At 64.9% G+C, this 20,674-nt stretch carries 20 protein-coding genes; 9 read left to right on the forward strand and 11 right to left on the reverse strand.

Annotated elements, in window-relative coordinates:
• Positions 1–277: 277 nt before the first annotated feature.
• Both QP803_RS09270 and QP803_RS09275 read left to right on the forward strand, forming a co-directional pair.
• Positions 278–1,012: an SDR family NAD(P)-dependent oxidoreductase gene (locus QP803_RS09270; RefSeq protein ID WP_284947480.1), complete on the forward strand. Its 735-nt coding sequence runs from the start codon at positions 278–280 to the stop codon at positions 1,010–1,012.
• A gap of 88 nt (positions 1,013–1,100) precedes the next feature.
• Positions 1,101–1,703, forward strand: coding sequence for an NADPH-dependent F420 reductase (locus tag QP803_RS09275; RefSeq protein ID WP_284947481.1), 603 nt, complete (start codon positions 1,101–1,103; stop codon positions 1,701–1,703).
• A 51-nt stretch (positions 1,704–1,754) separates the two neighbouring features.
• Here QP803_RS09275 and QP803_RS09280 read toward each other — a convergent pair whose 3' ends face one another.
• Positions 1,755–2,306: a TetR/AcrR family transcriptional regulator gene (locus QP803_RS09280; RefSeq protein WP_284947866.1), complete on the reverse strand. Its 552-nt coding sequence runs from the start codon at positions 2,304–2,306 to the stop codon at positions 1,755–1,757.
• 182 nt (positions 2,307–2,488) lie between these two features.
• Between QP803_RS09280 and QP803_RS09285 the strand changes: the two genes are divergently transcribed.
• Positions 2,489–3,466: an amidohydrolase family protein gene (locus tag QP803_RS09285; RefSeq protein WP_284947482.1), complete on the forward strand. Its 978-nt coding sequence runs from the start codon at positions 2,489–2,491 to the stop codon at positions 3,464–3,466.
• A 36-nt stretch (positions 3,467–3,502) separates the two neighbouring features.
• Here QP803_RS09285 and guaA read toward each other — a convergent pair whose 3' ends face one another.
• The 4 genes from guaA to guaB are packed head-to-tail and all read right to left on the reverse strand — an operon-like array spanning position 3,503 to position 8,511.
• A complete protein-coding gene (gene guaA / locus QP803_RS09290) occupies positions 3,503–5,071 on the reverse strand; it encodes a glutamine-hydrolyzing GMP synthase (protein ID WP_284947483.1) in 1,569 nt (522 codons plus the stop codon).
• 38 nt (positions 5,072–5,109) lie between these two features.
• Entirely contained in the window at positions 5,110–5,646 is a 537-nt protein-coding gene (locus tag QP803_RS09295) for a GNAT family N-acetyltransferase (RefSeq protein ID WP_284947484.1), read from the reverse strand.
• Positions 5,643–6,929, reverse strand: a complete 1,287-nt coding sequence (locus QP803_RS09300) for an RsmB/NOP family class I SAM-dependent RNA methyltransferase (RefSeq protein WP_284947485.1) — start codon at positions 6,927–6,929, stop codon at positions 5,643–5,645. Before QP803_RS09300 ends, QP803_RS09295 begins: the two co-directional genes overlap by 4 nt.
• A gap of 46 nt (positions 6,930–6,975) precedes the next feature.
• Positions 6,976–8,511 (reverse strand): IMP dehydrogenase, encoded by a 1,536-nt coding sequence (guaB, locus tag QP803_RS09305; protein WP_284947486.1) that lies wholly within the window; start codon positions 8,509–8,511, stop codon positions 6,976–6,978.
• A gap of 203 nt (positions 8,512–8,714) precedes the next feature.
• Here guaB and QP803_RS09310 point away from each other — a divergent pair, with 203 nt between their 5' ends.
• A complete protein-coding gene (locus QP803_RS09310) occupies positions 8,715–10,151 on the forward strand; it encodes an MATE family efflux transporter (RefSeq protein ID WP_284947487.1) in 1,437 nt (478 codons plus the stop codon).
• On the opposite strand, the gene QP803_RS09315 is transcribed toward QP803_RS09310, so the two are convergent.
• Positions 10,152–10,835, reverse strand: coding sequence for an RlmE family RNA methyltransferase (locus QP803_RS09315; RefSeq protein ID WP_284947488.1), 684 nt, complete (start codon positions 10,833–10,835; stop codon positions 10,152–10,154).
• A gap of 12 nt (positions 10,836–10,847) precedes the next feature.
• Positions 10,848–11,933, reverse strand: a complete 1,086-nt coding sequence (locus QP803_RS09320) for a Ppx/GppA phosphatase family protein (protein ID WP_284947489.1) — start codon at positions 11,931–11,933, stop codon at positions 10,848–10,850.
• A 163-nt stretch (positions 11,934–12,096) separates the two neighbouring features.
• Here QP803_RS09320 and QP803_RS09325 point away from each other — a divergent pair, with 163 nt between their 5' ends.
• Both QP803_RS09325 and QP803_RS09330 read left to right on the forward strand, forming a co-directional pair.
• Positions 12,097–13,422, forward strand: a complete 1,326-nt coding sequence (locus tag QP803_RS09325) for a dihydroorotase (protein WP_284947490.1) — start codon at positions 12,097–12,099, stop codon at positions 13,420–13,422.
• 18 nt (positions 13,423–13,440) lie between these two features.
• Entirely contained in the window at positions 13,441–14,397 is a 957-nt protein-coding gene (locus tag QP803_RS09330) for an NAD-dependent epimerase/dehydratase family protein (protein ID WP_284947491.1), read from the forward strand.
• 81 nt (positions 14,398–14,478) lie between these two features.
• On the opposite strand, the gene QP803_RS09335 is transcribed toward QP803_RS09330, so the two are convergent.
• Positions 14,479–15,246: an alpha/beta fold hydrolase gene (locus tag QP803_RS09335; protein ID WP_284947492.1), complete on the reverse strand. Its 768-nt coding sequence runs from the start codon at positions 15,244–15,246 to the stop codon at positions 14,479–14,481.
• Between the two features lie 56 nt (positions 15,247–15,302).
• Positions 15,303–15,944: an HD domain-containing protein gene (locus QP803_RS09340; RefSeq protein WP_284947493.1), complete on the reverse strand. Its 642-nt coding sequence runs from the start codon at positions 15,942–15,944 to the stop codon at positions 15,303–15,305.
• A gap of 250 nt (positions 15,945–16,194) precedes the next feature.
• Between QP803_RS09340 and QP803_RS09345 the strand changes: the two genes are divergently transcribed.
• On the forward strand, positions 16,195–17,100 hold the full coding sequence (locus tag QP803_RS09345; RefSeq protein ID WP_284947494.1) for an AraC family transcriptional regulator: 906 nt from the start codon (positions 16,195–16,197) through the stop codon (positions 17,098–17,100).
• Between the two features lie 39 nt (positions 17,101–17,139).
• On the opposite strand, the gene QP803_RS09350 is transcribed toward QP803_RS09345, so the two are convergent.
• The gene (locus QP803_RS09350; protein ID WP_284947495.1) at positions 17,140–17,637 is read right to left on the reverse strand and encodes a glutathione peroxidase; all 498 of its coding nucleotides are present in this window, start codon (positions 17,635–17,637) and stop codon (positions 17,140–17,142) included.
• An 89-nt stretch (positions 17,638–17,726) separates the two neighbouring features.
• Here QP803_RS09350 and QP803_RS09355 point away from each other — a divergent pair, with 89 nt between their 5' ends.
• On the forward strand, positions 17,727–18,398 hold the full coding sequence (locus QP803_RS09355) for a tetratricopeptide repeat protein (RefSeq protein WP_284947496.1): 672 nt from the start codon (positions 17,727–17,729) through the stop codon (positions 18,396–18,398).
• 43 nt (positions 18,399–18,441) lie between these two features.
• The gene (locus QP803_RS09360) at positions 18,442–19,803 is read left to right on the forward strand and encodes a PQQ-like beta-propeller repeat protein (RefSeq protein ID WP_284947497.1); all 1,362 of its coding nucleotides are present in this window, start codon (positions 18,442–18,444) and stop codon (positions 19,801–19,803) included.
• 18 nt (positions 19,804–19,821) lie between these two features.
• On the opposite strand, the gene rpe is transcribed toward QP803_RS09360, so the two are convergent.
• Positions 19,822–20,499, reverse strand: coding sequence for a ribulose-phosphate 3-epimerase (rpe, locus tag QP803_RS09365; protein WP_284947498.1), 678 nt, complete (start codon positions 20,497–20,499; stop codon positions 19,822–19,824).
• Positions 20,500–20,674: the final 175 nt, after the last annotated feature.

Raw genomic sequence — 20,674 nt, forward strand, 5'->3', positions numbered from 1 at the left:
GGTGCAATCCGGCACCGCCGGGTGCGCCTTCCAAACCCTAGGCCCAATACCATCAAACATCCTCTCTCATGGGGGAGGCGATCATAGCCTGTGCCCGCAGAACAGCCCAATCCCGCGCGACGGACGCCCATCGTCGGGGCTGGCGTCGGTCTCCCGGCCGGATCGATTTCGCACCACGGATGTGCGCGCCTCCGCACTCGACGCCTGACGCCGGCGGACGCATTTCCAGGGTCTCGGGGACAGAAAAGCGCTGTCCAACACGACGAAAGGAAAAGTCATGGGAAAGCTTGAGGGTAAGGTCGCCGTCATCACGGGTGGATCGAGCGGCATGGCGCTGGCCAGCGCCAAACGGTTCGTTGAAGAAGGCGCCTATGTGTTCATCACGGGCCGGAGGCAGGAGGCGCTCGACGAGGCCATCCAACTGATTGGCCGGAACGTGACCGGCGTGCGCGGTGACGCGGCCAATCTGGCAGACCTCGACCGTCTGTTCGACACGGCCAAGCGGGAAAAGGGCAGGATCGACGTCCTGTACGCAAGCGCTGGCATGGGCGAAGCCGTCCCACTCGGCGAGATTACCGAGCAGCATTTCGATGCGACCTTCGACCTGAATACGCGCGGCACGCTGTTCACGGTTCAGAAGGCGTTGCCGCTGTTCAACGAGGGCGGATCGATCTTCATGACCGGGTCAGTGGCTTCGGTGAAAGGTTTTCCTGGTTACGGCGTGTATGCCGCGAGCAAGGCGGCGTTGCGCTCATTCGCACGCACCTGGCTCAACGAACTGAAGGGCAGGAACATTCGGGTGAACGTGCTGAGCCCGGGGCCGATCGCCACACCGATGCAGGACCAAGTTCTGACCGAGGAGGCGAAGCGCATGTTCGAATCGCTGATCCCACGGGGAACGATGGGTCGTCCTGAGGAAATTGCGGCGGTCGCGCTGTTTCTGGCTTCAGACGATTCGAGCTTCGTGAATGGGGTGGAATTGTCTGTCGACGGGGGCTTCTCGGCGATCTGACGTCGCACCGGAATCGCGGCACAGCGGAACGGATGACCCAGCGCCGGTGCAGGCCGGGGACTCACGATCAACACGACATCGGAGACACATGATGAGCTATGCGATTATAGGATTCGGTAAGATAGGCCAGGCGCTCGCCCATGCCTTCGCCCGTCAAAACATCGACGTGACCGTCGCGAGCCGCCGGCCGCCCGAGGCGTGGGCGTCGCTGGCGCGCGCGATTGGACCCAGCGTCGTCGCCGCGTCGCTGCGGGATGCAGTCGAGGCCGACACGATCATACTGGCGGTTCCGTTCGACGAGCATCGCGCGGTTGCGAAGGCCCTGCCGAGCTGGAACGGCAAGACGGTCATCGACGCGATGAATACGTTAGTTCCCCTTGAGGCGCTGGACGGTCTGCCGTCTTCCGCCTTCGTCGCGCAGGCGTTCCCCGGCGCGAAGGTCGTGAAAGCTTTCAATCACCTGATTGCAGCCACCCTGGCGACCGATCCTGTCGTCGCAGGCGGCCACCGGGTCGTCTTTCTATCGAGCGACGACGAGGACGCGACCGCTCCCGTGGCGGCCTTGGCCAAACAACTCGGGTTCGCACCCGTCGCGCTGGGAAAGTTCAACGAGGGTGGCGCGCTGGTGCACGCCAGCGGCGGCGTTTGGGGCAAGCTCATCTTCAAGGATGTGTTCAAGAAGGAGCCGTAATCGATCGACGATCGTCTGATCGACGCAAGGATGGGCGGCGTGAACCTTCAGTCAGAACAATCCTCTGCCCAGAAGCGTCATGACATGCGTCGCAAGTCGGTCGCGGGCGGCGGGCTCAGATCGGTTCCACCCTGCGGCAAGCGGCAAGAGCGTGAGACCCATAATGGTGATGAAGACGAGATCCGCCTCCACATCCGCGTTCATCAATCCCTGCCGCTGCCATGCCGCCACCCGCTTGGCCCATTTGCGGCGCCCCGCCCCGCCCAGTCGGGTGTGCACGCGCTCCGTCAAATGCCCGCCTTCGCTGAGGATTTCACGCACCCAGAGCGACGCCCACCAAGGGCATTCCGCCATGGCCTCAAGAAGGCGCTCCACCATTCTGGAGATCACTGCCATCGGAGGATCATCCTCGGCGTCGAGCGTCTCATCGATGCGAATGCAGATCGGCAGAAGACGTTCCTCGGCCAGCGCGTCAATCAATTGCTCCCGGCTCTTGAAGTGGTAATGCGCCATCGCGGGAGTCAGACCCACCTGCTCCGCAATCATGCGGAGGGTCGTGTTCGGGATGCCCTGTTGGGCAAACAACACCAGAGCGGCATCCATCAACAGCGCGCGGGTGTCCGCTCGGCCGGCAGGCCGGCCGGGGCGACGCCGCCTGCCACCCACCGGCTCGGGACATGGAACGGTGGGCCTTTCACTGGATAGGGGCAAAGGCACTCTCTTGACACTCAGCAATATATTAATTAACTCCGAAATTAATATATTCGATGGCACGAGAGACGACAATGGCTGAGAGACGGAAAATCGCCCTGGAGGAACATTTCCTCGACCCTGACCAAGATCCCTATTTCCGGATGCTGGCCGGGCCGCATGATCACTTCGGCAGTGCGGCCATGACGGCGGTCATGGCGCAATTGACCGATGTCGATGCGGCGCGTCTGGCGGATATGGATGCGCTGGGCATCGAGGTCGCCATTCTGTCCTATTACAATGGCAGCAGTCCCCAGCTTGATCTTGATAGCGCACGCGCGGTCATGATGGCGCAACGCATGAACGATTTTCTGGCGGAACGGATTTCCGCCCATCCTGACCGCTTCATGGGCTGGGCGACGCTCGCCATGCAGGATGTTCCGGCGTCGATTGCCGAACTACGGCGGTGCATGACGCTGCCCGGCTTCGCAGGCGCTTTGATCAATGGCCAAACTCAGGGCGACTACCTCGATCTTCCAAAATTCCTGCCCTTTTGGGAAGCGGTCGCCGCGCTCGATGTGCCGATCTACTTACACCCCGGTGTTTTAACGGCCGAAGCCGCCAAGGCCTATGAGGGTCATCCTGGCCTCGCCGGACCCGGCTGGGGCTGGGGTGCAGACACGGGCCTGCATGCGCTTCGGCTCATCTTCAGCGGGCTCTTCGATCGCTTCCCCAATCTCACCCTCATTCTCGGCCATATGGGGGAGCTGATTCCCTTCCATCTCGATCGCGTCGATCAGATGTGGACGCAGATGCACGCGACGACGCCGAAACGGCCGATCTCCCATTATGTCGCGCGGAACATGATGGTGACGACAAGCGGCAATGTCTCGGCGGTTTCGCTGATCGGCACGACGCTGGCGATCGGTGCCGACCGGATTCTGTATGCAACCGACTATCCGCTGGCCCTGGCGGAGAAATTCACCGCCGCCGTCGAGAATAGCCCGCTCAGTGACGCAGACCGGGACAAGATATTCCATGGCAATGCCCGCAAGCTGTTCCGCCTTTCATAGGCGCAGCGGAACGCGCGGGTTGTTTGTCTTAGCCCCCTACTCCCACTCAATCGTCCCGGGCGGCTTGCTGGTGATGTCGTAGGTCACCCGATTGATCCCCCGCACCTCGTTCACGATCCTGTTCGCCACACGCGACAGGAAGGTCACCTCGAACGGATACACATCCGCCGTCATGCCATCGGTGCTCGTCACCGCCCGCAGCGCGCAGGCGAGGTCATAGGTCCGCCCGTCACCCATCACGCCCACCGTCCGCACCGGCAACAGCACCGCAAACGCCTGCCAGATGGCGTCATAAAGATTGTTCAGCCGCAGCTCCTCAAGGAAAATCGCATCCGCGCGCCGCAGCAAATCCAGCTTCTCCCGCGAAATCGCGCCGGGAATACGAATCGCCAATCCTGGCCCCGGAAACGGATGCCGCCCGATCAAAGACTTCGGCAGACCAAGCTCCAATCCCAAGACCCGCACTTCATCCTTGAACAGTTCGCGCAGCGGCTCCACCAGCTTCATGCGCATGCGCGCCGGCAAGCCACCGACATTGTGGTGCGATTTGATCGTCACCGAAGGCCCACCCGTGAAGCTCACACTCTCGATCACATCGGGATACAGCGTGCCCTGGGCCAGGAAATCCGCACCGCCGAGTTTCGCGGCCTCTTCCTCGAAAACATCGATGAACAGCCCGCCGATCGTCTTGCGCTTGATCTCGGGGTCCGACACGCCGTCGAGCGCGCTCAGGAACATCTCTGAGGCATCGCGATGCACCAGCGTGATGTTGAAGCGGTCACGGAAAACTTTCACGACCTCATCGGCCTCGTTCAGTCGCAGCAAGCCGTGATCGACGAAGATGCAAGTCAGCTGGTCGCCGATCGCCTCATGGATCAGCGCCGCCGCCACGGCGGAATCGACACCGCCGGACAGGCCGCAGATCACCCGACCGCTGCCGACCTGGGCGCGGATGGCGTCGATCTGCGCCTGCTTGAATCCGGCCATGGTCCAGTCGCCACGGCAACCGGCAATGGCATGGGTGAAGTTGCGCAGGATGGCCGCGCCATGCGGCGTATGTACGACCTCCAGATGGAACTGCACGCCGTAAAAGCGCCGCTCGTCATCGGCAATGGCCGCGAAGGGCGATCCGTCACTGGTGCCCACGGGCCGGAAGCCGGGCGGCAGGCGCGTCACCCGGTCGCCATGGCTCATCCAGACCTGCTCGCGTGCGCCCATCGCCCAGCCTTCGGGAATGCCGTCGAAGAGCGCGCAGGTATCGGTCACCTCCACGAAGGCGCGGCCGAATTCGCGATGGTTATGACCTTCGACGAGGCCGCCGAGCTGCGCGCACATCGCCTGCTGGCCGTAGCAAATGCCCAAAACCGGCAAGCCCATTTCGAAGACGATCTCGGGGATTTTTGGCGCGACGTCTTCCGTGACGCTCGCCGGGCCGCCGGACAGAATGATGCCGCGCGGGGCGTAATCGGCGATTTTTTGGGGATCGACGTTGAACGGCCAAATCTCGCAATAGACGCCACTCTCCCGCACCCGGCGGGCAATGAGCTGCGTGAATTGGCTACCGAAATCGAGGATGAGAACGCGGTCTGCGGTGATCTGTGCCATGTCGCGATATGCCGCAGCGACAGAGTCGAGGCAAGACTTTAAACGCCGGTCAGACGGTCTATCGGATCCCACATAAACGCAGTCTGTGGCTGCTGCACCCCGCCGACGCTCACGCTGCCCTCCATGGCCCGCACGCCGCCCAGCCGCTCATAGAACCAGCGGCTGTGATTGCGGCTGAGCACCCAAACAAAAACGTTGCGGCAACCGGCCTCGGCCAGGCCGCGCGCGGCGGCCGTGATCAGCGCCCGGCCGAGCCCCCGGTCCCGCCAATCATCCAGCACATACAGCGTCTCGATCTCACCCTCGGCGATGGCGGTGCCGCGTGCGCGGCTGGCCGTGACGAATCCGAGCACGTCGGGCGCGCCATCCTCGGCCTCCTCGTCACTCGGCACAGCGACATGCACAATCTCGCCCGCGCGGATGATATGGCCGTAATAGCCCTCCTGCCGGCGGGCGGAGAGCGCGGTCAGGCTGTGGTCGGGCAAGACGCCGGCATAGGCGCTGCGCCAGGCCGCGACATGCACGGCGGCCATCGCCGCTCCGTCCGAAAACCGGGCGGGGCGGATTGCCGTCACCGCTTCTCCATCACCGCCGCGAAGAAGCCATCGGTGCCATGGCGCGCGGGCGTCAGCCGCAGGGTGCCGCCCGCCATATCCGCCTCGGCGGGCGCATGGGGCGGATGGTCGATGAGCGTGAAATCGGGGTGGTCGGCCAGGAAGCGCGCCACTTGATCCTCGTTTTCCGGTCTGAGAAGGGAGCAGGTCGCATAGATCAACTGCCCGCCCTTTCGCAGCAGGCGGGAGGCATCATGCAGGATGATGGCCTGCTTTTCCACAAGCTGCTCCAGGTCGCTCGGCGTCAGGCGCAGCCGCGCGTCGGGGTTGCGCCGCCAGGTGCCGGTGCCGGTGCAGGGCGCGTCGACCAGCACGCGGTCGAAGGTCTCGCGGCGGCGCTTGGCCCATTTGTCGCCGGTCGTCAGCAGATGCTGCTCGACATTATGCACGCCGGCGCGGCGCAGCCGGCGCACCGCCCCGTCGAGCCGATGGGCGGAGGTATCGGCGGCCAGGATCTGGCCCTTATTCTCCATCGTCATGGCCATCGCCAAGGTCTTGCCGCCGGCGCCCGCGCAGTAATCGGCGATGCGCATACCGGGTTGGGCATCGGCCAGCAGGGCCACGACCTGGCTGCCCTCATCCTGAATTTCCACCAGGCCGCTCTTGAACGCCTCCCCGGTCACGACCGGGCGGCGGCCAGCGATGCGCAGGCCCCAGGGGCTCAGCGTGGTCGGCTCTGCCACGATGCCTTCGGCGGCGAGGGCCGCGATGGCGCCGGTGCGGTCGCCCTTGAGCAGATTGACCCGCAGGTCGAGCGGCGCCGGCGCCAGCATGGCCGATACCTCCCGATCCGTGTCCCGGCCGAAGCGTTCGGTCAGCAGGGGCATGATCCAGTCCGGCACTTCCAGGCGTACGGCATCCGGCATCTGCGGATGATCGAGCGTATGGTCGTTCAGGCGACGGAGAATCTCCTCCTCCTCGGACGTCATCGGTTCCGGGGCATAGCGGCCGCCGGAATACATGTTCACGACCTGATAGGAGGGGCGGCCGGTCAGCACTGCCAGGGCCGCGATGGTCATGCGCGGGCTGGGCACGCCCTGGGCGTGTTCCACCCACCAGGACAGCCGCCGCTGATGGCGCAGCACCGACCAGACCTGATCGGACACTTCCCGCCGGTCACCGCCGCCGATGAAGCGCCGGGCACGGAAATAGTCATTCGCGACCGCGTCGGCCGGCTTGCGGGGCGCTGCCTCGATCGCCTGGAGAAGATCGATCGCGGCAGCAAGGCGGGCATTCGGGGTCACGTATTTTCTTTCGGTTCAGTCAGGCACGCCAAAACGGAAGCTGCGATCAATCCTGGCGGTAATTCGGCGCCTCACGCGTGATCGACACGTCATGGACGTGGCTTTCACGCAAACCGGCGCCGGTGATGCGGCGGAAGCGGGCATTGCGCTGCAATTCACCGATATCGGGGCTGCCGGCATAGCCCATGCCGGCCCGCAAACCGCCGACGAGCTGATGCACCACGGCCGAGACCGGACCCTTATAGGCGACGCGCCCTTCGATGCCTTCCGGCACCAGCTTGAGCTGGTCCTTGATGTCCTGCTGGAAGTACCGGTCGGCCGAGCCCCGCGCCATGGCGCCGATGCTGCCCATGCCGCGATAAGATTTGTAGCTGCGGCCCTGATACAGGAACGTCTCGCCCGGAGCTTCGTCGGTGCCTGCGAGCAGGCTGCCCACCATCACCGCATCGGCCCCGGCGGCGATCGCTTTGACCAGATCGCCCGAGGTGCGGATGCCGCCATCCGCAATCGCCGGCACGCCCATGGCGCGGCAGGCGGCGGAGGTTTCGAGCACCGCCGAGAATTGCGGCACACCGACGCCCGCCACCACGCGCGTGGTGCAGATGCTGCCCGGCCCGATGCCGATCTTCACGCCATCCGCGCCGGAATCGATCAGCGCCTCGGCACCGTCCGGGGTCGCGACATTACCGGCCACGACCTCGACCGCATTCGAGCCCGACTTGATCTTCTCCACTGCCTGCAACACGCCGGCCGAATGGCCGTGGGCGGTATCGACGACGATGACATCGACACCAGCGGCGATCAGCGCCCGCGCCCGCGCCTCCCCGTCCGGCCCGACGCCGGTGGCGGCGGCCACGCGCAGGCGGCCGAGTTCATCCTTGTTCGCCAGCGGATAGGCCTCGGCCTTGTCCATGTCCTTGACGGTGATGAGGCCGACGCAGCGATATTGGGCATCCACCACGAGCAGCTTTTCAATGCGATGCTTATGCAGCAGCGCCCGCGCCTCGTCCGGCTGCACGCCCTCGGACACTGTCACCAACCTGTCATGCGTCATCAGGGAGGACACGCGATCGCTGGGGTCAGTGACGAAGCGCACGTCGCGGTTGGTGAGGATGCCGACCAGCTTGCGGGTGCCGCGCTCGACCACGGGAATACCGCTGATGCGATGCGCCGCCATCAGGGCGCGGGCATCGGCAAGCGTCTCGTCCGGATGGATGGTCAATGGATCGACGACCATGCCGGATTCGAAGCGCTTTACGCGCCGCACCTGGGCCGCCTGTTCTTCGATGGTGAGATTTTTGTGGATGACGCCGATGCCGCCGAGCTGGGCCATGGCGATGGCCATGGCGCCTTCGGTGACGGTGTCCATGGCCGCCGCGATGAGCGGAATGTTCAGACCGATCGTGCGCGTGAAGCGCGTCATGGTCGCGACTGTGGATGGCAAGACCTGGGAGTAATTGGGCACCAGCAGGACGTCATCGAAAGCCAGGGCTTCCTCGATCGGCGGCCGCACCACGACACCGCGTGGCAGATCGAGCTTGCGCTCGATCGAATCGTCCGGGGAAATGTCATCGAGTGCCATGGCGTCAACTCCTGCGCGGCCTTGGCAGTGCCGCATACGCCGCCCTTTGCTGCAGCGCAAGGAAGCCGGCGCGACCCTGACCTGCTTTCGCCTAGCCTCGCTTGTAGGGCGGAAGAGCGCAGCGTATTGCGCCATGACGGTCGGGTGGCGGAATACGCTGCGCTCTTCCGTCCTACGCACTGGCCATAGTCAAGGACTGCCTGATGGCGATGCCCGCGCCCCCCGGCGCCCACCACCCTCAGGCGGCGCGCTTCGTCACCGGGTCGATCATGCGCCATGTGACGGTCATGGCGCTGACCAGCGCCATCGGTCTGGTTGCGGTCTTCGGCGTCGATCTGCTGAATTTCTTCTACATTTCCCTGCTCGGCCAGAAGCCCATCGCGGCGGCCGTCGGTTTCGCCGGCGCGGTCGGCTTCTTCCAGATCTCGATCTGCATCGGCCTGACCATCGGTGTTGGCGCCACCGTGTCAGCGGCCATCGGCGCGCAACGCCTGAGCGATGCGCGGCGCATCGGCACCATCAGCCTGATCGCCATGACGGCGGCGGCACTGGTGCTCGGCATCGCGACGGCGCTGGCGAGGGAACCGCTGCTCGGCCTGCTGCGGGCGGAAGGGGATACGCGGGCTCTGGCGGCGCACTACCTCGCCATCACCTCGCCTTCGCTGCCTTTGCTCGCCATCGGCATGGGCTCCGCAGCGCTGTTGCGCTCCATCGGCGCCGCCAAACGCTCCATGAACGTGACGTTGTTCGCGGCGGTCGCGGTCGCCTTCCTCGACCCCTTGCTGATCTTCGGGCTCCATCTCGGCCTCACCGGGGCGGCGATCAGCGCGGTGCTGTCGCGCGTCATCCTCGCCGGCCTCGGCCTCACCTATGTCCTCCGCCAGGACCTGCTCGGGCCGCCGCAGTTTCGCCAGGCGGCCACGGACCTGCGGCAGGTCGGGCGTGTGGCGGGGCCGGCGATCCTGACCAATCTCGCGACGCCCGTGAGCTCCGCCTATGCGACCCATGCCATGGCGGGATTCGGTGTGGCCGCCGTCGCCGGGCAGGCGGCCATAGACCGCATCACGCCTGTGGCCTTCGGGGTGATCTTCGCCCTCACCGGTGCTGTCGGCCCGATCATGGCGCAGAATCTCGGCGCCGGCCGGCCGGACCGGGTGCGGGAAACGCTGCGCGCCGCCCTCACCTTCATGATCACCGCCGTGCTGATCGCCTGGGTGATCCTCGCGGCCACGCAGAACCTGCTCGCGCTCGCCTTCGACTCCCATGGCATCGCGGCCGACCTGCTGCATCTGTTCTGTACCTGGGTCGCCGGCAGCCTGCTGTTCTACGGCGCGCTGTTCGTGGCGAACGCGGCCTTCAACAATCTCGGCCGACCGGGCCTGGCGACGCTGTTCAACTGGGGCCGCGCGACCTTAGGCACCATCCCCTTCGTCCATTACGGCATGCGCTATGGGGCGGAGGGTGTGCTCATCGGCCAGGCCCTGGGCTCGGTCGTCTTCGGCCTCGGGGCCGTCATCGTCGCCTTCAGCGTGGTGCGACACCTGCGCGCACCGTTCCGCGCCCAGACGCCGAATGCGACGATCGCCTTGCCCACCGCGCGCGGCGCGCTGGCGTCCCTGCTCGCGCGGCCCGAGGAGTAGCTAGTCCCGGAATCCGGTCGCGACGACGTAAAGCTCGCTCGATTCCTTGCGGCTCGCGGGCGGCTTGGCATGGCGGACCGTGGCGAAGCGCTTCTTCATCGGCACCAGCAGATGCTGCTCGGCGCCGCCCTGGAACAGCTTGGTCACGAAGGTACCGCCCGGCGGCAACAGGGTGAAGGCGAGTTCCAAGGCCATCTCCGCGAGGGCCACGATGCGCACATGGTCGGTCGCGGCATGGCCGGAGGTGTTCGGCGCCATATCCGACAGCAGGATGTCCGGCGGCCCGCCCAGCAGCTCCAGCGCCTGTTTCTGGACCTCGGGGTCGGTCGCATCGCCCTTGATGAGATGGGCGCGCGGAATGGGCTCGATCTCCAGCAGATCGACGCCGACGACCGATCCGGCGCCACGTTCCAGCGCCACCTGAACCCAGCCGCCCGGGGCGGCGCCGAAATCGAGCACGCGCATGCCCTTCTTCAGAACATGGAAGCGGTCATCCAACTCGATGAGCTTAAAGGCGGCGCGCGACCGCCAGCCGCCCTTCTGGGCGGCCGCGACATAGGGGTCGTTCAACTGCCGCGTCAGCCAGCGTTGCGAGGCGACACTGCGACCGGCCGACTTCTTGAGCTTGACCGTGAGAGTACGGCCACCGCCCCCGCTCCCGATGGAGCTCGTGTCCTTGGCCATGGTCGTGCCTCTTCAGCCGGCGGGTGACGCGGCGACGGATCGCGAAGACAGGGATCCGCCACCGCGGCGGGCCTCCCGTCTGCGCCCAGCCCGCATCTGCCGCAGGAGCATCCCCTCGCGCAAGCCGCGATCGGCAACGCCGACCTCCGGCGTCGGCCAAACAGACCGGATCGCCGCGAAAATGGCGCAGCCCGGCAAAACGAAATCGGCGCGGTCCTCCCCGATACAGGGATGCGCCGCCAGGCCCGCGCGGCCCATTTCACGCAGCGCCGTCACGGCGTCATCAGCTTCCGCACCTGGCAACAGGATGCCGTCCACCAGCGGCCGGCGATAGCGGGGCAGTTTAAGCGCCACGCTCGCGACCGTGGTGATGGTGCCGCTGGTGCCCAGCAGCCGGACGCCGGAGTGATTGATCTCCAGCCCGATGCGATGGATGTCCTCGAACTGCCACAGCCGTTCCTCGACCGTCTCGACCATCGCGTCGAACCCCTCCTCCGTGAAGCAGGAATGGGGCGTGCAAGCGCCCAGGGTCATGACGCCGAAGGGCAACGACACATAGCCGATCAGGCAGGGCGCAGCGTCGCAGGCATCCAGCCGAACCCAGGCGATTTCGGTGGAACCGCCACCGATGTCGAAGACCAGCGCCCGCGAACCGGCATTGCGCAGCAGGGGCGTGCAGCTTTCCAGCGTCAGCTCGGCTTCCTCGCGGCCCGAAATGATGCGGATATCGAGGCCGGTCTGGGTGCGGACGCGCGCCAGGAAGTCCGCCCCATTGCCGGCGCGACGGCAGGCCTCGGTCGCGACAGCGGTGAGGCCCGTGAGGCGATAGCGGGACAGGCGGGTGGCGCAGGATTTGAGCGCGTCCATGGCGCGGTCCATGGCGCATTCGGCCAATTGGCCGGTTTCGGCCAGGCCTTCGCCGAGGCCGACGGAGCGGCTGAAGCTTTCGATCACACGAAAGCCGTTGCTGCTGGGCACGCCGAGCATCAGCCGGCAGTTATTGGTGCCAAGATCGATGGCGCCGAAGATCGGCTGTGCCGCCCTTCGATCAATCGTCGGTGCGGCATCGCCATTCGCGCAGGGCGTGGGGATGCTCATATCCATAATGCATAGTCGCCGCGTGTGAAGACGTTCCACAAGTGTCAAATGTTTAAGGTGGCCGCGTGCGGCAAGCCTCTGCCATGAAAGGGGTCCTGTCAGCGGGATCTTGCATCTCGGCCACAGCCGTCCTTGGCTGTCACGACGCCTCAGGAGCCTCCCGATGACGCCCTTCTACGATCTCATCATCCGCAACGGCACGCTGGTGCTGCCCTGGGGTCTGGAGCGCGCCGATATCGGCGTCACGCGCGGCGTGGTCTCCACCCTCGCGCCCGCCGCCACCGCCGAAGCGGGCGAAGTGATCGACGCAACCGGCCTGCATGTCCTGCCCGGACTGATCGATGCCCATACGCATCTGCGCGACGCCGCCCAGGCCGATGTCGAGAGCATCCCCTCCGGCACCCGTGCGGCTGTGCTCGGCGGCTTGTGCGCCGTCTTCGACATGCCGAACGGCACTCCCTCCATCACCACGGCCGAGCGGCTTCAGGCCAAGAAGGATTTTGCGGCCTCGCGGTCCTGGTGCGACCTCGGCCTCTATGTCGGCGCGGCGCGCCCGACCATCGACGATCTTGCCGCGCTGGAACTGGAGGACGGCGTCTGCGCCGTGAAGGTCTTTGCCGGCAGCAGCACCGGCGATCTGCTCATCGAGGATGACGCAACGCTGGAGCGGGTGATGCGCACCGGCCGCCGCCGCATCGCCTATCATAGCGAGGATGAGTATCGCCTGCGGGAGCGCAAGCCCCTGTTCCATGAGGGCATGCCCTATGCGACCCATGCCGAGTGGCGGGATGTCGAGGCCGCCTTCCTCGGCACCCGGCGGCTGATGGCCCTCGCCCGCCGCACCGGCCGGCCCGCCCATATCCTGCATGTCTCGACCGCCGAGGAGCTGGACTATCTGCAGGACTACCGCGACATCGCGACGGTGGAGGTGCTGCTCAATCACCTCACCCAGTGGGCGCCGGACGCCTATGACCGCCTGGGCCCCTATGCGGTGATGAACCCGCCGATCCGCGAGCGCCGCCATATGGACGCCGCCTGGGCGGCGGTGCGCGATGGGCTGGTGGATGTCGTGGGTTCGGACCACGCGCCGCATTCCCGCGCGGCCAAGGAGAAGCACTGGCCGCTCTGCGCCGCCGGGCTGACGGGCGTGCAGACCATCGTGCCCCTGATGCTGGATCACGTCTCGGCGGGTCGCCTGTCCCTGATGCGCCTCGCCGATCTGATGTGCGCCGGCCCGGCGCGGGTCTATGGCGTGCGCGGCAAGGGGCGCATCGCGCGTGGCTATGACGCGGACTTCACGCTCGTGGATATGAACAGGCGGCGTCGGATCGAGGAAAGCTGGATCGCGAGCCCCTGCGGCTGGTCGCCCTTCATCGGCACAGAAGTCACAGGTTGGCCGGTCGCGACCATCATTCGGGGCGAGGCGGTGATGCGCGACGATGAGGTGCTCGGCGACCCGATCGGCCGGCTGGTGCGCTTCGGCGGGTAGAGCGCTACCCTCACGGACATGCATATTCTCCTGACGGGCTCCTCCGGCTGGCTCGGCCGTTTTCTCGCGCCCAGGCTTCGCGCCGCCGGCCACAAGGTGACGGGGCTGGATGTGGCGCCCGGTCCCGATACGGACATCCTTGGCTCGGTGGGGGATCGTAACGCGGTCGATCGGGCCTTTGAGCAAGGCATTGAGGCCGTCATCCACGCCGGCGCCCTGCATAAGCCAGACATCGTCCGCTATCCGCCTCAAGCCTTCATCGACATCAACGTGACTGGCACTCTGAACCTGCTGGCGGCCGCGAAGGCGGCTGGGCACGATCGCTTCGTCTTCACCTCCACCACATCCCTGATGGTCAGCCAGACGATCAGAGACGAATCTGGCGAGGCCGCGATTTGGTTGGACGAAGCGAGCGGACCGCTCGTTCCGCGCAACATCTACGGTGTCACAAAGCTCGCGGCCGAAGGACTGTGCCGGCTTTATGCAGCCGAACACGGGCTGTCCTGCGTGGTGTTGCGAACCGCGCGGTTCTTTCCCGAGGATGACGATACGCACCGCATGCCGTCCGGCGAAAATCTCAAGGCCAATGAATTCCTCAACCGAAGGCTGACGGTGGAGGATGCGGCTGATGCGCATATTGTCGCGCTGGAGCGAGCGCCCGCGCTCGGCTTCGAGACCTTTATCCTGTCAGCACCCACACCCTTTGACCGCGCCGATGCATCGGAGTTGAAGCGCGATGCCTCTGCCGTGATCGCTCGCTATTTCCCAGATGCGCCGATGCTGTATGCCAAGCGAGGCTGGACGCTCCCCGCCAGTCTCGGTCGGGTCTATGATTGGCGCCATGCCGAACGACGGCTCGGCTTTCGTTGCAGCACCGGCTTTGCCGAGGTCTTGAACGCGTTGCGCGAAGGCCGCGCAATGCCCTTCGCGCACGACCCATCCTATCTGTCACCGAAAGAGCAGATTGCGACGTGATCCGTGAAGGCGTTGCTGTCTCCATCGCCCAGCGCGTCCGGCTCAGGAGGAGGCGCATCGTCCCCTCGTGCACCATCCCACCTAGGAGGATTTTTCGGCGCTGTGGGCGGCGTCTTCAATGACCTTGGCGACCGCGCGCGGTTGCGACAGGAAGATGGCGTGACTGCCCTTCAACTCGACAACCTTGGCATGGGCGCGCTTGTACATCATGCGCTCCAGGTTCGGATTGATCATCCGGTCCTGCGTCGCGACGATGCCAAAGGTGGGCTTGGACTTCCAGGCCGGTGTGGTGATGGGTGTCCCGAACACCGCAGCGTTCACCGGCACCTGCGAGATCGCCATGAATTTCGCCTCGGCCAGCGGCACATCCGCTGCGAAGTCGGCCGGAAATTTGGCCGGATCGACCAGAAGATAGCCGTCTGCGGTCGGGGCGATGCTTTTGGCGGCGGCCGGCATAGATCCCGTCAAAGGCCCAAGCTTCTCGCCCTCGTCAGGGGCGAAGGCCGCGACATAGACCAGGCTGGCAACATGCGGGTCGTTCCCTGCTTCGGTGATGACCGCGCCACCATAGCTGTGGCCAACCAGCACGGCCGGACCCGACAGGCGATCGAGGATACGCGTAGTGGCCGCCACGTCGTCGGCGATGGATGTCTCAGGCTCCTGAACAACGCTGACCGTAAAGCCGTCCTTGCGCAGAATATCGGCGACCGGCTTCCAGCCGGAGCCATCGGCGAAGGCGCCATGGACCAGAACGATGTTGCGGATGGGCGCGGCTGCAAACGCAGCCATGGGCGCGCCTGACAGAATGGTCGCTGCGGCAGCGGCGACCAGGGAAAGAGACTGTTTCACGAGGAAATTCCTATGCAAGCCGGGCTGTCCGGCTGATGCGTTGAAGTCGTGTGACCCTAGCTCGGCCAAGCCGAGTGGCGGATGACAGAACAAAAATTACCGCGATGAAAATGCGGTTCCTTGTCGGCGATGACGTCGGCTTTGACATTGCCGAAGGTCGTGTCAGGCTTGGATTTGATGCCGTCGTAGAAAGCCTGAATGATATCTTCCTTGAAATGGGCTGTTCGCGGATGCGCCTTAACGATCGCGTCACGCTCGGCATCGCTATACTCATGATACGTAAGGCCAAGCACATCCATCTCGACACCCGCTGTCACTAGAGCCACGATCGGGTGCATATGCTTGGGGATGCCGGGCGTCGTGTGAAGCGCGATCGCGGTCCAGACCAGGTCCACGTCGGAGGCCGCGATGTGGTGTGCCAAGAGAAAGTCGCGGGCGACATTCGCGCCATCGACCTCAAACCGTTCGTCCACACTGCTGTGTTTACGGGTCAGACCCATGTCATGAAACATGGCACCCGCATAAAGAAGCTCCGCATCGAACTTCAGGCCATGGCGCAATCCGGCAAGAGCGCCGAAATGGAAGACCCGACTGGAATGATGAAACAGCAATGGGCCTGCTGTATCCCGCACAAGCTCGGTGATCTCTTCGGCTAACTTGCTGTCCGGCACGGAAAGTCCTGGAAGCATCATCGACATCTGAGGGTCCTTTCGCTGCGTAGGGTTCGCGATGGTCAGGCTCTCGAACAGGCCGACCATGGGTCTTCCGGTCCGTCGGGCGGCAATGCCATGCTGAAAACGCTTGGACGGACGTCAGCCTAGGGATAGGAACATAACTAGTCTGGAATAAACGGGGATCGTTTGGGACAAATCTGCCTCTAACGCTTTGATGGCCGCCGATGGCAGATCGGCCGCGCGTTCTGGCAATCGATAGAAGGAGGCGTCTGCCGTGCTTGCTGATCGAATAGCGAACGGCTTGAGCGCTAGGTTCAAGATACCGCCACCACCCACCATCGCCGCGAAGCTGGTGGGAAACACGCAAATTGCATTTTCCCGCTTCAGAAATTTGGAGCCGAGACGCGAAAGTTCCGCGCCACCCGAGCGCGAGGACGCGTTTGTATTCTGCGCGTCTTTAACGGCCACGCGGTTCTCACGTGTGTCCCTTGCCGGACGGGTTCAGTCGGTGCTGCAATCCCCGCAGGAGGCGTATCTCTTCGATATGACGTCGAAGACCGAGATCAGTCTTGACGGCACATTCGATAATATTCGGTTCCACATCCCTCAGGCCGCCATCGATCAAATGGCCTATGAAAAGGGTATCCGCCGCATCGGCGGCTTGCATTCCAAAGTTTTTGGACAGCACGATGCCATTCTCTATAGCTTGGCCCGCACCATCCTTCCCGCCATCGAAAATTCTTCCGAGGTCACCACGGCCTTCGTCGAGTATATCGGCCTCGCGACCTTCGACCACGTCGTCTATACATATGGCGGCACTCCGCGCGGGAATCGCGTTTCAGGCGGCTTGAGCCCCTGGCAACTCCGGCGCGTCTGCGACTTCATTGAAGCCAATCTGGCCGGCGATCCATCCATTATTGTCATGGCGGCGGAGTGCGGCATCTCGATGAGCTATTTTGCACGGGCGTTCCGCACGTCCCTTGGGATGACGCCGCATCAGTGGATCCTCCACCGACGGGTCGCGCGCGCGAAGACGCTCATACAGGATACGACCCTGACCCTGGTTGAAATCGCACTGCTGTGTGGATTTGCAGATCAAAGCCATCTCGGCCGCCAATTTTTGCGGCAAACCGGGGCGACCCCGGCGCAGTGGCGTCGCGAGCGACGCTCGGGCGCCTAATCGGCCTCGGCACAATGGCAGAGGACTTACGATCCCGTTCTAAGCACCCGGCTTCAGCGTCGCGATCGCCTTGGCGATCTTGTCGGACTCGGGCTTGGTCAGGCTCGCGAACCAATCGGCGAGCCGGCCATCCGGCCCGATCAGGTATTTGTAGAAGTTCCAACGGGGGCGGGAGAGAAACCCGCCTTCCGCCGCCAGCCAGCGAAACAGCGGATGGGCGTCCGGCCCCTTCACATGAGCCTTGGCCATGACCGGAAAGCTCACACCGTAATTGCGCTGGCAGAATTCCCCGATCGCCGCCGCATCCCCCGGCTCCTGGTTGCCGAAGTCATTGCTCGGCACCCCGATGACGACGAGGCCCGCGGGCGCGCGCCCTGACAGCGCCTCCAGCCCGGCATATTGCGGCGTGAACCCGCATTGGGACGCCGTGTTGACGATCAGAAGCGGGTGCCCCCGCAACGCGCCCAGGGGATAGGGCACGCCAGCCAGGGTCGTCAGCGTGAAATCATAGGCGGTATTGGGCGCCGTCTTGGGCATCGTCTTCTCCACCAGCGGCGATCACGGCCCCGTTTGCTCTGGCCCGATGCCACGGCTATGGTCCGGCCCCGTTTGAACCTGGGGGTAGCGTGGTCGATATCTTCGACGAGGTCGATGAAGATCTGAGGGCAGAACGCGTTGCGCGTTTCGCGCGTCGCTATGCCGTGGCGCTTCTGGGCCTTGTGGTTCTCGTGGTGATCGCCGTGGCGGCCTGGCAGGCCTGGACCTGGCACCGGGCGCAACAGAATGCCCGCGCCGGCTCCGCATTCCTGGCCGTGCTCGACAGCGCGGGCCGCCAGGGTTCGGCCAGCCAAAGGCAAACCATTGCCGCGAGTTTTGCGAAGGTCGCGGCGACATCGCCCGCCGGCTACGCCACCCTCGCCCGCCTGAATGAAGCGAGCCTTCTCGCCGAATCGGGCCAGCGTCCCCAAGCGGATGCGATTTGGCAGCCGCTGATGGATAATGCCGGGATCAACCCGGTGCTGCGCCAGGTCGCGGTCATGGGCTGGGCCTCGCATGAACTCGACACCGCCGAGCCATCGCTGATCCAGGCCCGCCTCGGGCCGCTCTCGGCCGATGACAGCCCCTGGCGTCCCCTCGCCTTACAATACCTTGCCTTGCTGGACCTGCGACTGGGCCACCGTGCGGAAGCCATCACCGCTTTGCAATCGGTCGCCAATGATGCCTCGACACCCGCCGACATGCGCAGCACCGCCAGCGCGCTCATGCAGGCGCTGGGTGCCCCGGCACCACAAGGATGACCACGCTGCTGATCCTTCGCCCGAACATGAATGGCGCCCGCACATGAATCGCCTTTTTCGCCCGAAGACAGGTCTTTCCGTCACCGGGAACGCCGATAGCCTGCGCCTGACCCGCCGCGCCGCCCTCGGCCTGCCTTTAGCGCTCGCCGGATGCGGCTTCATCGGCAACGACCAACTGCCGCCGCTGCCGGGCAAGCGGATCGACGTGATGCAATCGACAAGCGCCCTGGCCGTGGACCCCAGCATGACAGGAGCGGTCGGGCTTCCGCCCGCAACCTCGGGCACCGATTGGGCGCAGCAGGGCAGCAACGCGGCCCATAGCCCTGGGCATCCCGCCTATAGCGGATCGCTCAATCAGATTTGGTCCGCCGACATCGGCCAGGGCACGGCCTATCGCCAGCGCATTCCCTGCCCGCCCATCGTGGCCGAGGGCGCCGTTTATACCATGAGCGCGCGCGGCGACGTGCGCGCCTTCGCCCTCGCCGATGGCGGCCTCATCTGGCATTCCTCCATTCGCCCCAAGGGGTCCCGCAGCACCGATATCGGCGGCGGCATCAGCTATGATAGTGGCCGCATCTATGCCGCGACCGGCCTGGGCGAAATCCTGTGCTTCGCCGCCAAAGACGGTGCCATCCTCTATCGCCAGCCGCTCGGCGCACCGGCGCGCAGTGCGCCGACCATCGCCGGCAAGCACATGTATCTGTGCCTGATCGACAGCTCGATCATTGGCCTGGACACCGCGACGGGCAAAACGCTCTGGAGCCATCAGGCGACGGTCGCGCAGACCAATGTGCTCGGCCTGCCGTCACCCGCCGTGTCCGGCAATATCGTCGTCGGCGGCTTTGGCTCGGGCGATCTGCTCGCGCTCGATGCCACATCTGGCGAGGTTTTGTGGTCGGACAATCTGGGCGCGACCGGTACCGGCCTGTCCCAGCTTTCGGCCATCGTCGGCCTGCCCGTGATCGACCAGGGGCGCGTGTTCGTGGGCAGCCTGGGCGGCATTTCGCTCTGCATGGATCTGCCGACCGGGCGGCGCTTGTGGGAGAAGGATTTCGCCACCGACCAGACTCCGGCGGTGGCCGGCGATTGGGTGTTCGAGACGAGCACGGACCAGTTGCTGGGCGCCATCTCGGCGGATTCAGGCTCGGTCCGCTGGGTGCGCCAGCTTCCGGCCTTCAAAAACGTGAAGAAATCCAACGGACAGATCTATTGGTGGGGTCCTGTGCTCGCCGGCAATTCGCTCTTGCTGGCAGGCACGAACAAAAGCCTCATTAGCGTCGATGTTGGCACGGGCGCCATTACCAACGCCGTGAGACTGCCGACGCCGGCGGCAGTTACCCCGGTCGTCGCCCAAGGCAAGGTTTTCGTGACGGTTGCGAGCGGGGCGCTGCTCGCCTTCGAGTAGCGGCGGAGGCGACCCGCCCTACGACGCGCGAGCCTTCTCGGCCCCTGTGCGGAGCGCGTCGATATTGGCGCGATACGCCGTTGGACCATGGGCGAAGGCCGATGACCCGGCGACAAGCACATTGGCGCCGGCCGCGACCGTCTGTTCGGCGGTCTCGGCTGTGATGCCGCCATCGACCTCGATCTCCACCGGGCGATCCCCGATCAAAGCGCGCAGACGGCGGATCTTCTCGAGGGTTCCGGGAATGAAGCTCTGCCCGCCAAAACCGGGGTTCACCGTCATGACCAGCACAAGGTCGGCAGCGTCGAGGCTGTAGCGCACCGCTTCCTCCGACGTCGCCGGATTGATCGCGACGCCTGCTTTGAGCCCGAGGCCTCGGATCGCCTGCAGCGTTCGGTTGAGGTGGCGCAAAGCCTCGGCATGGACCGTGATGCGATCGCAGCCGGCCTTGGCGAAAGCCTCCAGATACTCATCCGGCGTATTGATCATGAGATGGGCGTCGATCGGCACATGGCTCACCTTGCGCACAGCGGCGATGACGCCGGGACCGAAGCTGATATTGGGCACGAAGGCCCCGTCCATAACGTCCAGATGCAGCCAATCGGCACCGGCGGCCTCGATGGCGCGGGTCTCTTCGTCGATCCGACCGAAGTCGGCGGAGAGGATTGAGGGGGCGATGATGATGGGTCGGTTCATGGCGGCGAGACTATCGCTTTGGGCCGCGCCGCGACAGGGCTGCCCAACGCGATGCCGAGAATACGACGCCTTATCTCCGCATAATCTGCGGCGATTGCGCACAAGGCGCTTGCCACGCTCCTCGCCTCGCGGCAGCGTGCATCCTTCGTTCGGAACAAGGGAGCTCCCACGTTAA

The organism is Acidisoma sp. PAMC 29798, from assembly GCF_030252425.1.
Taxonomy (GTDB): Bacteria; Pseudomonadota; Alphaproteobacteria; order Acetobacterales; family Acetobacteraceae; genus Acidisoma; species Acidisoma cladoniae.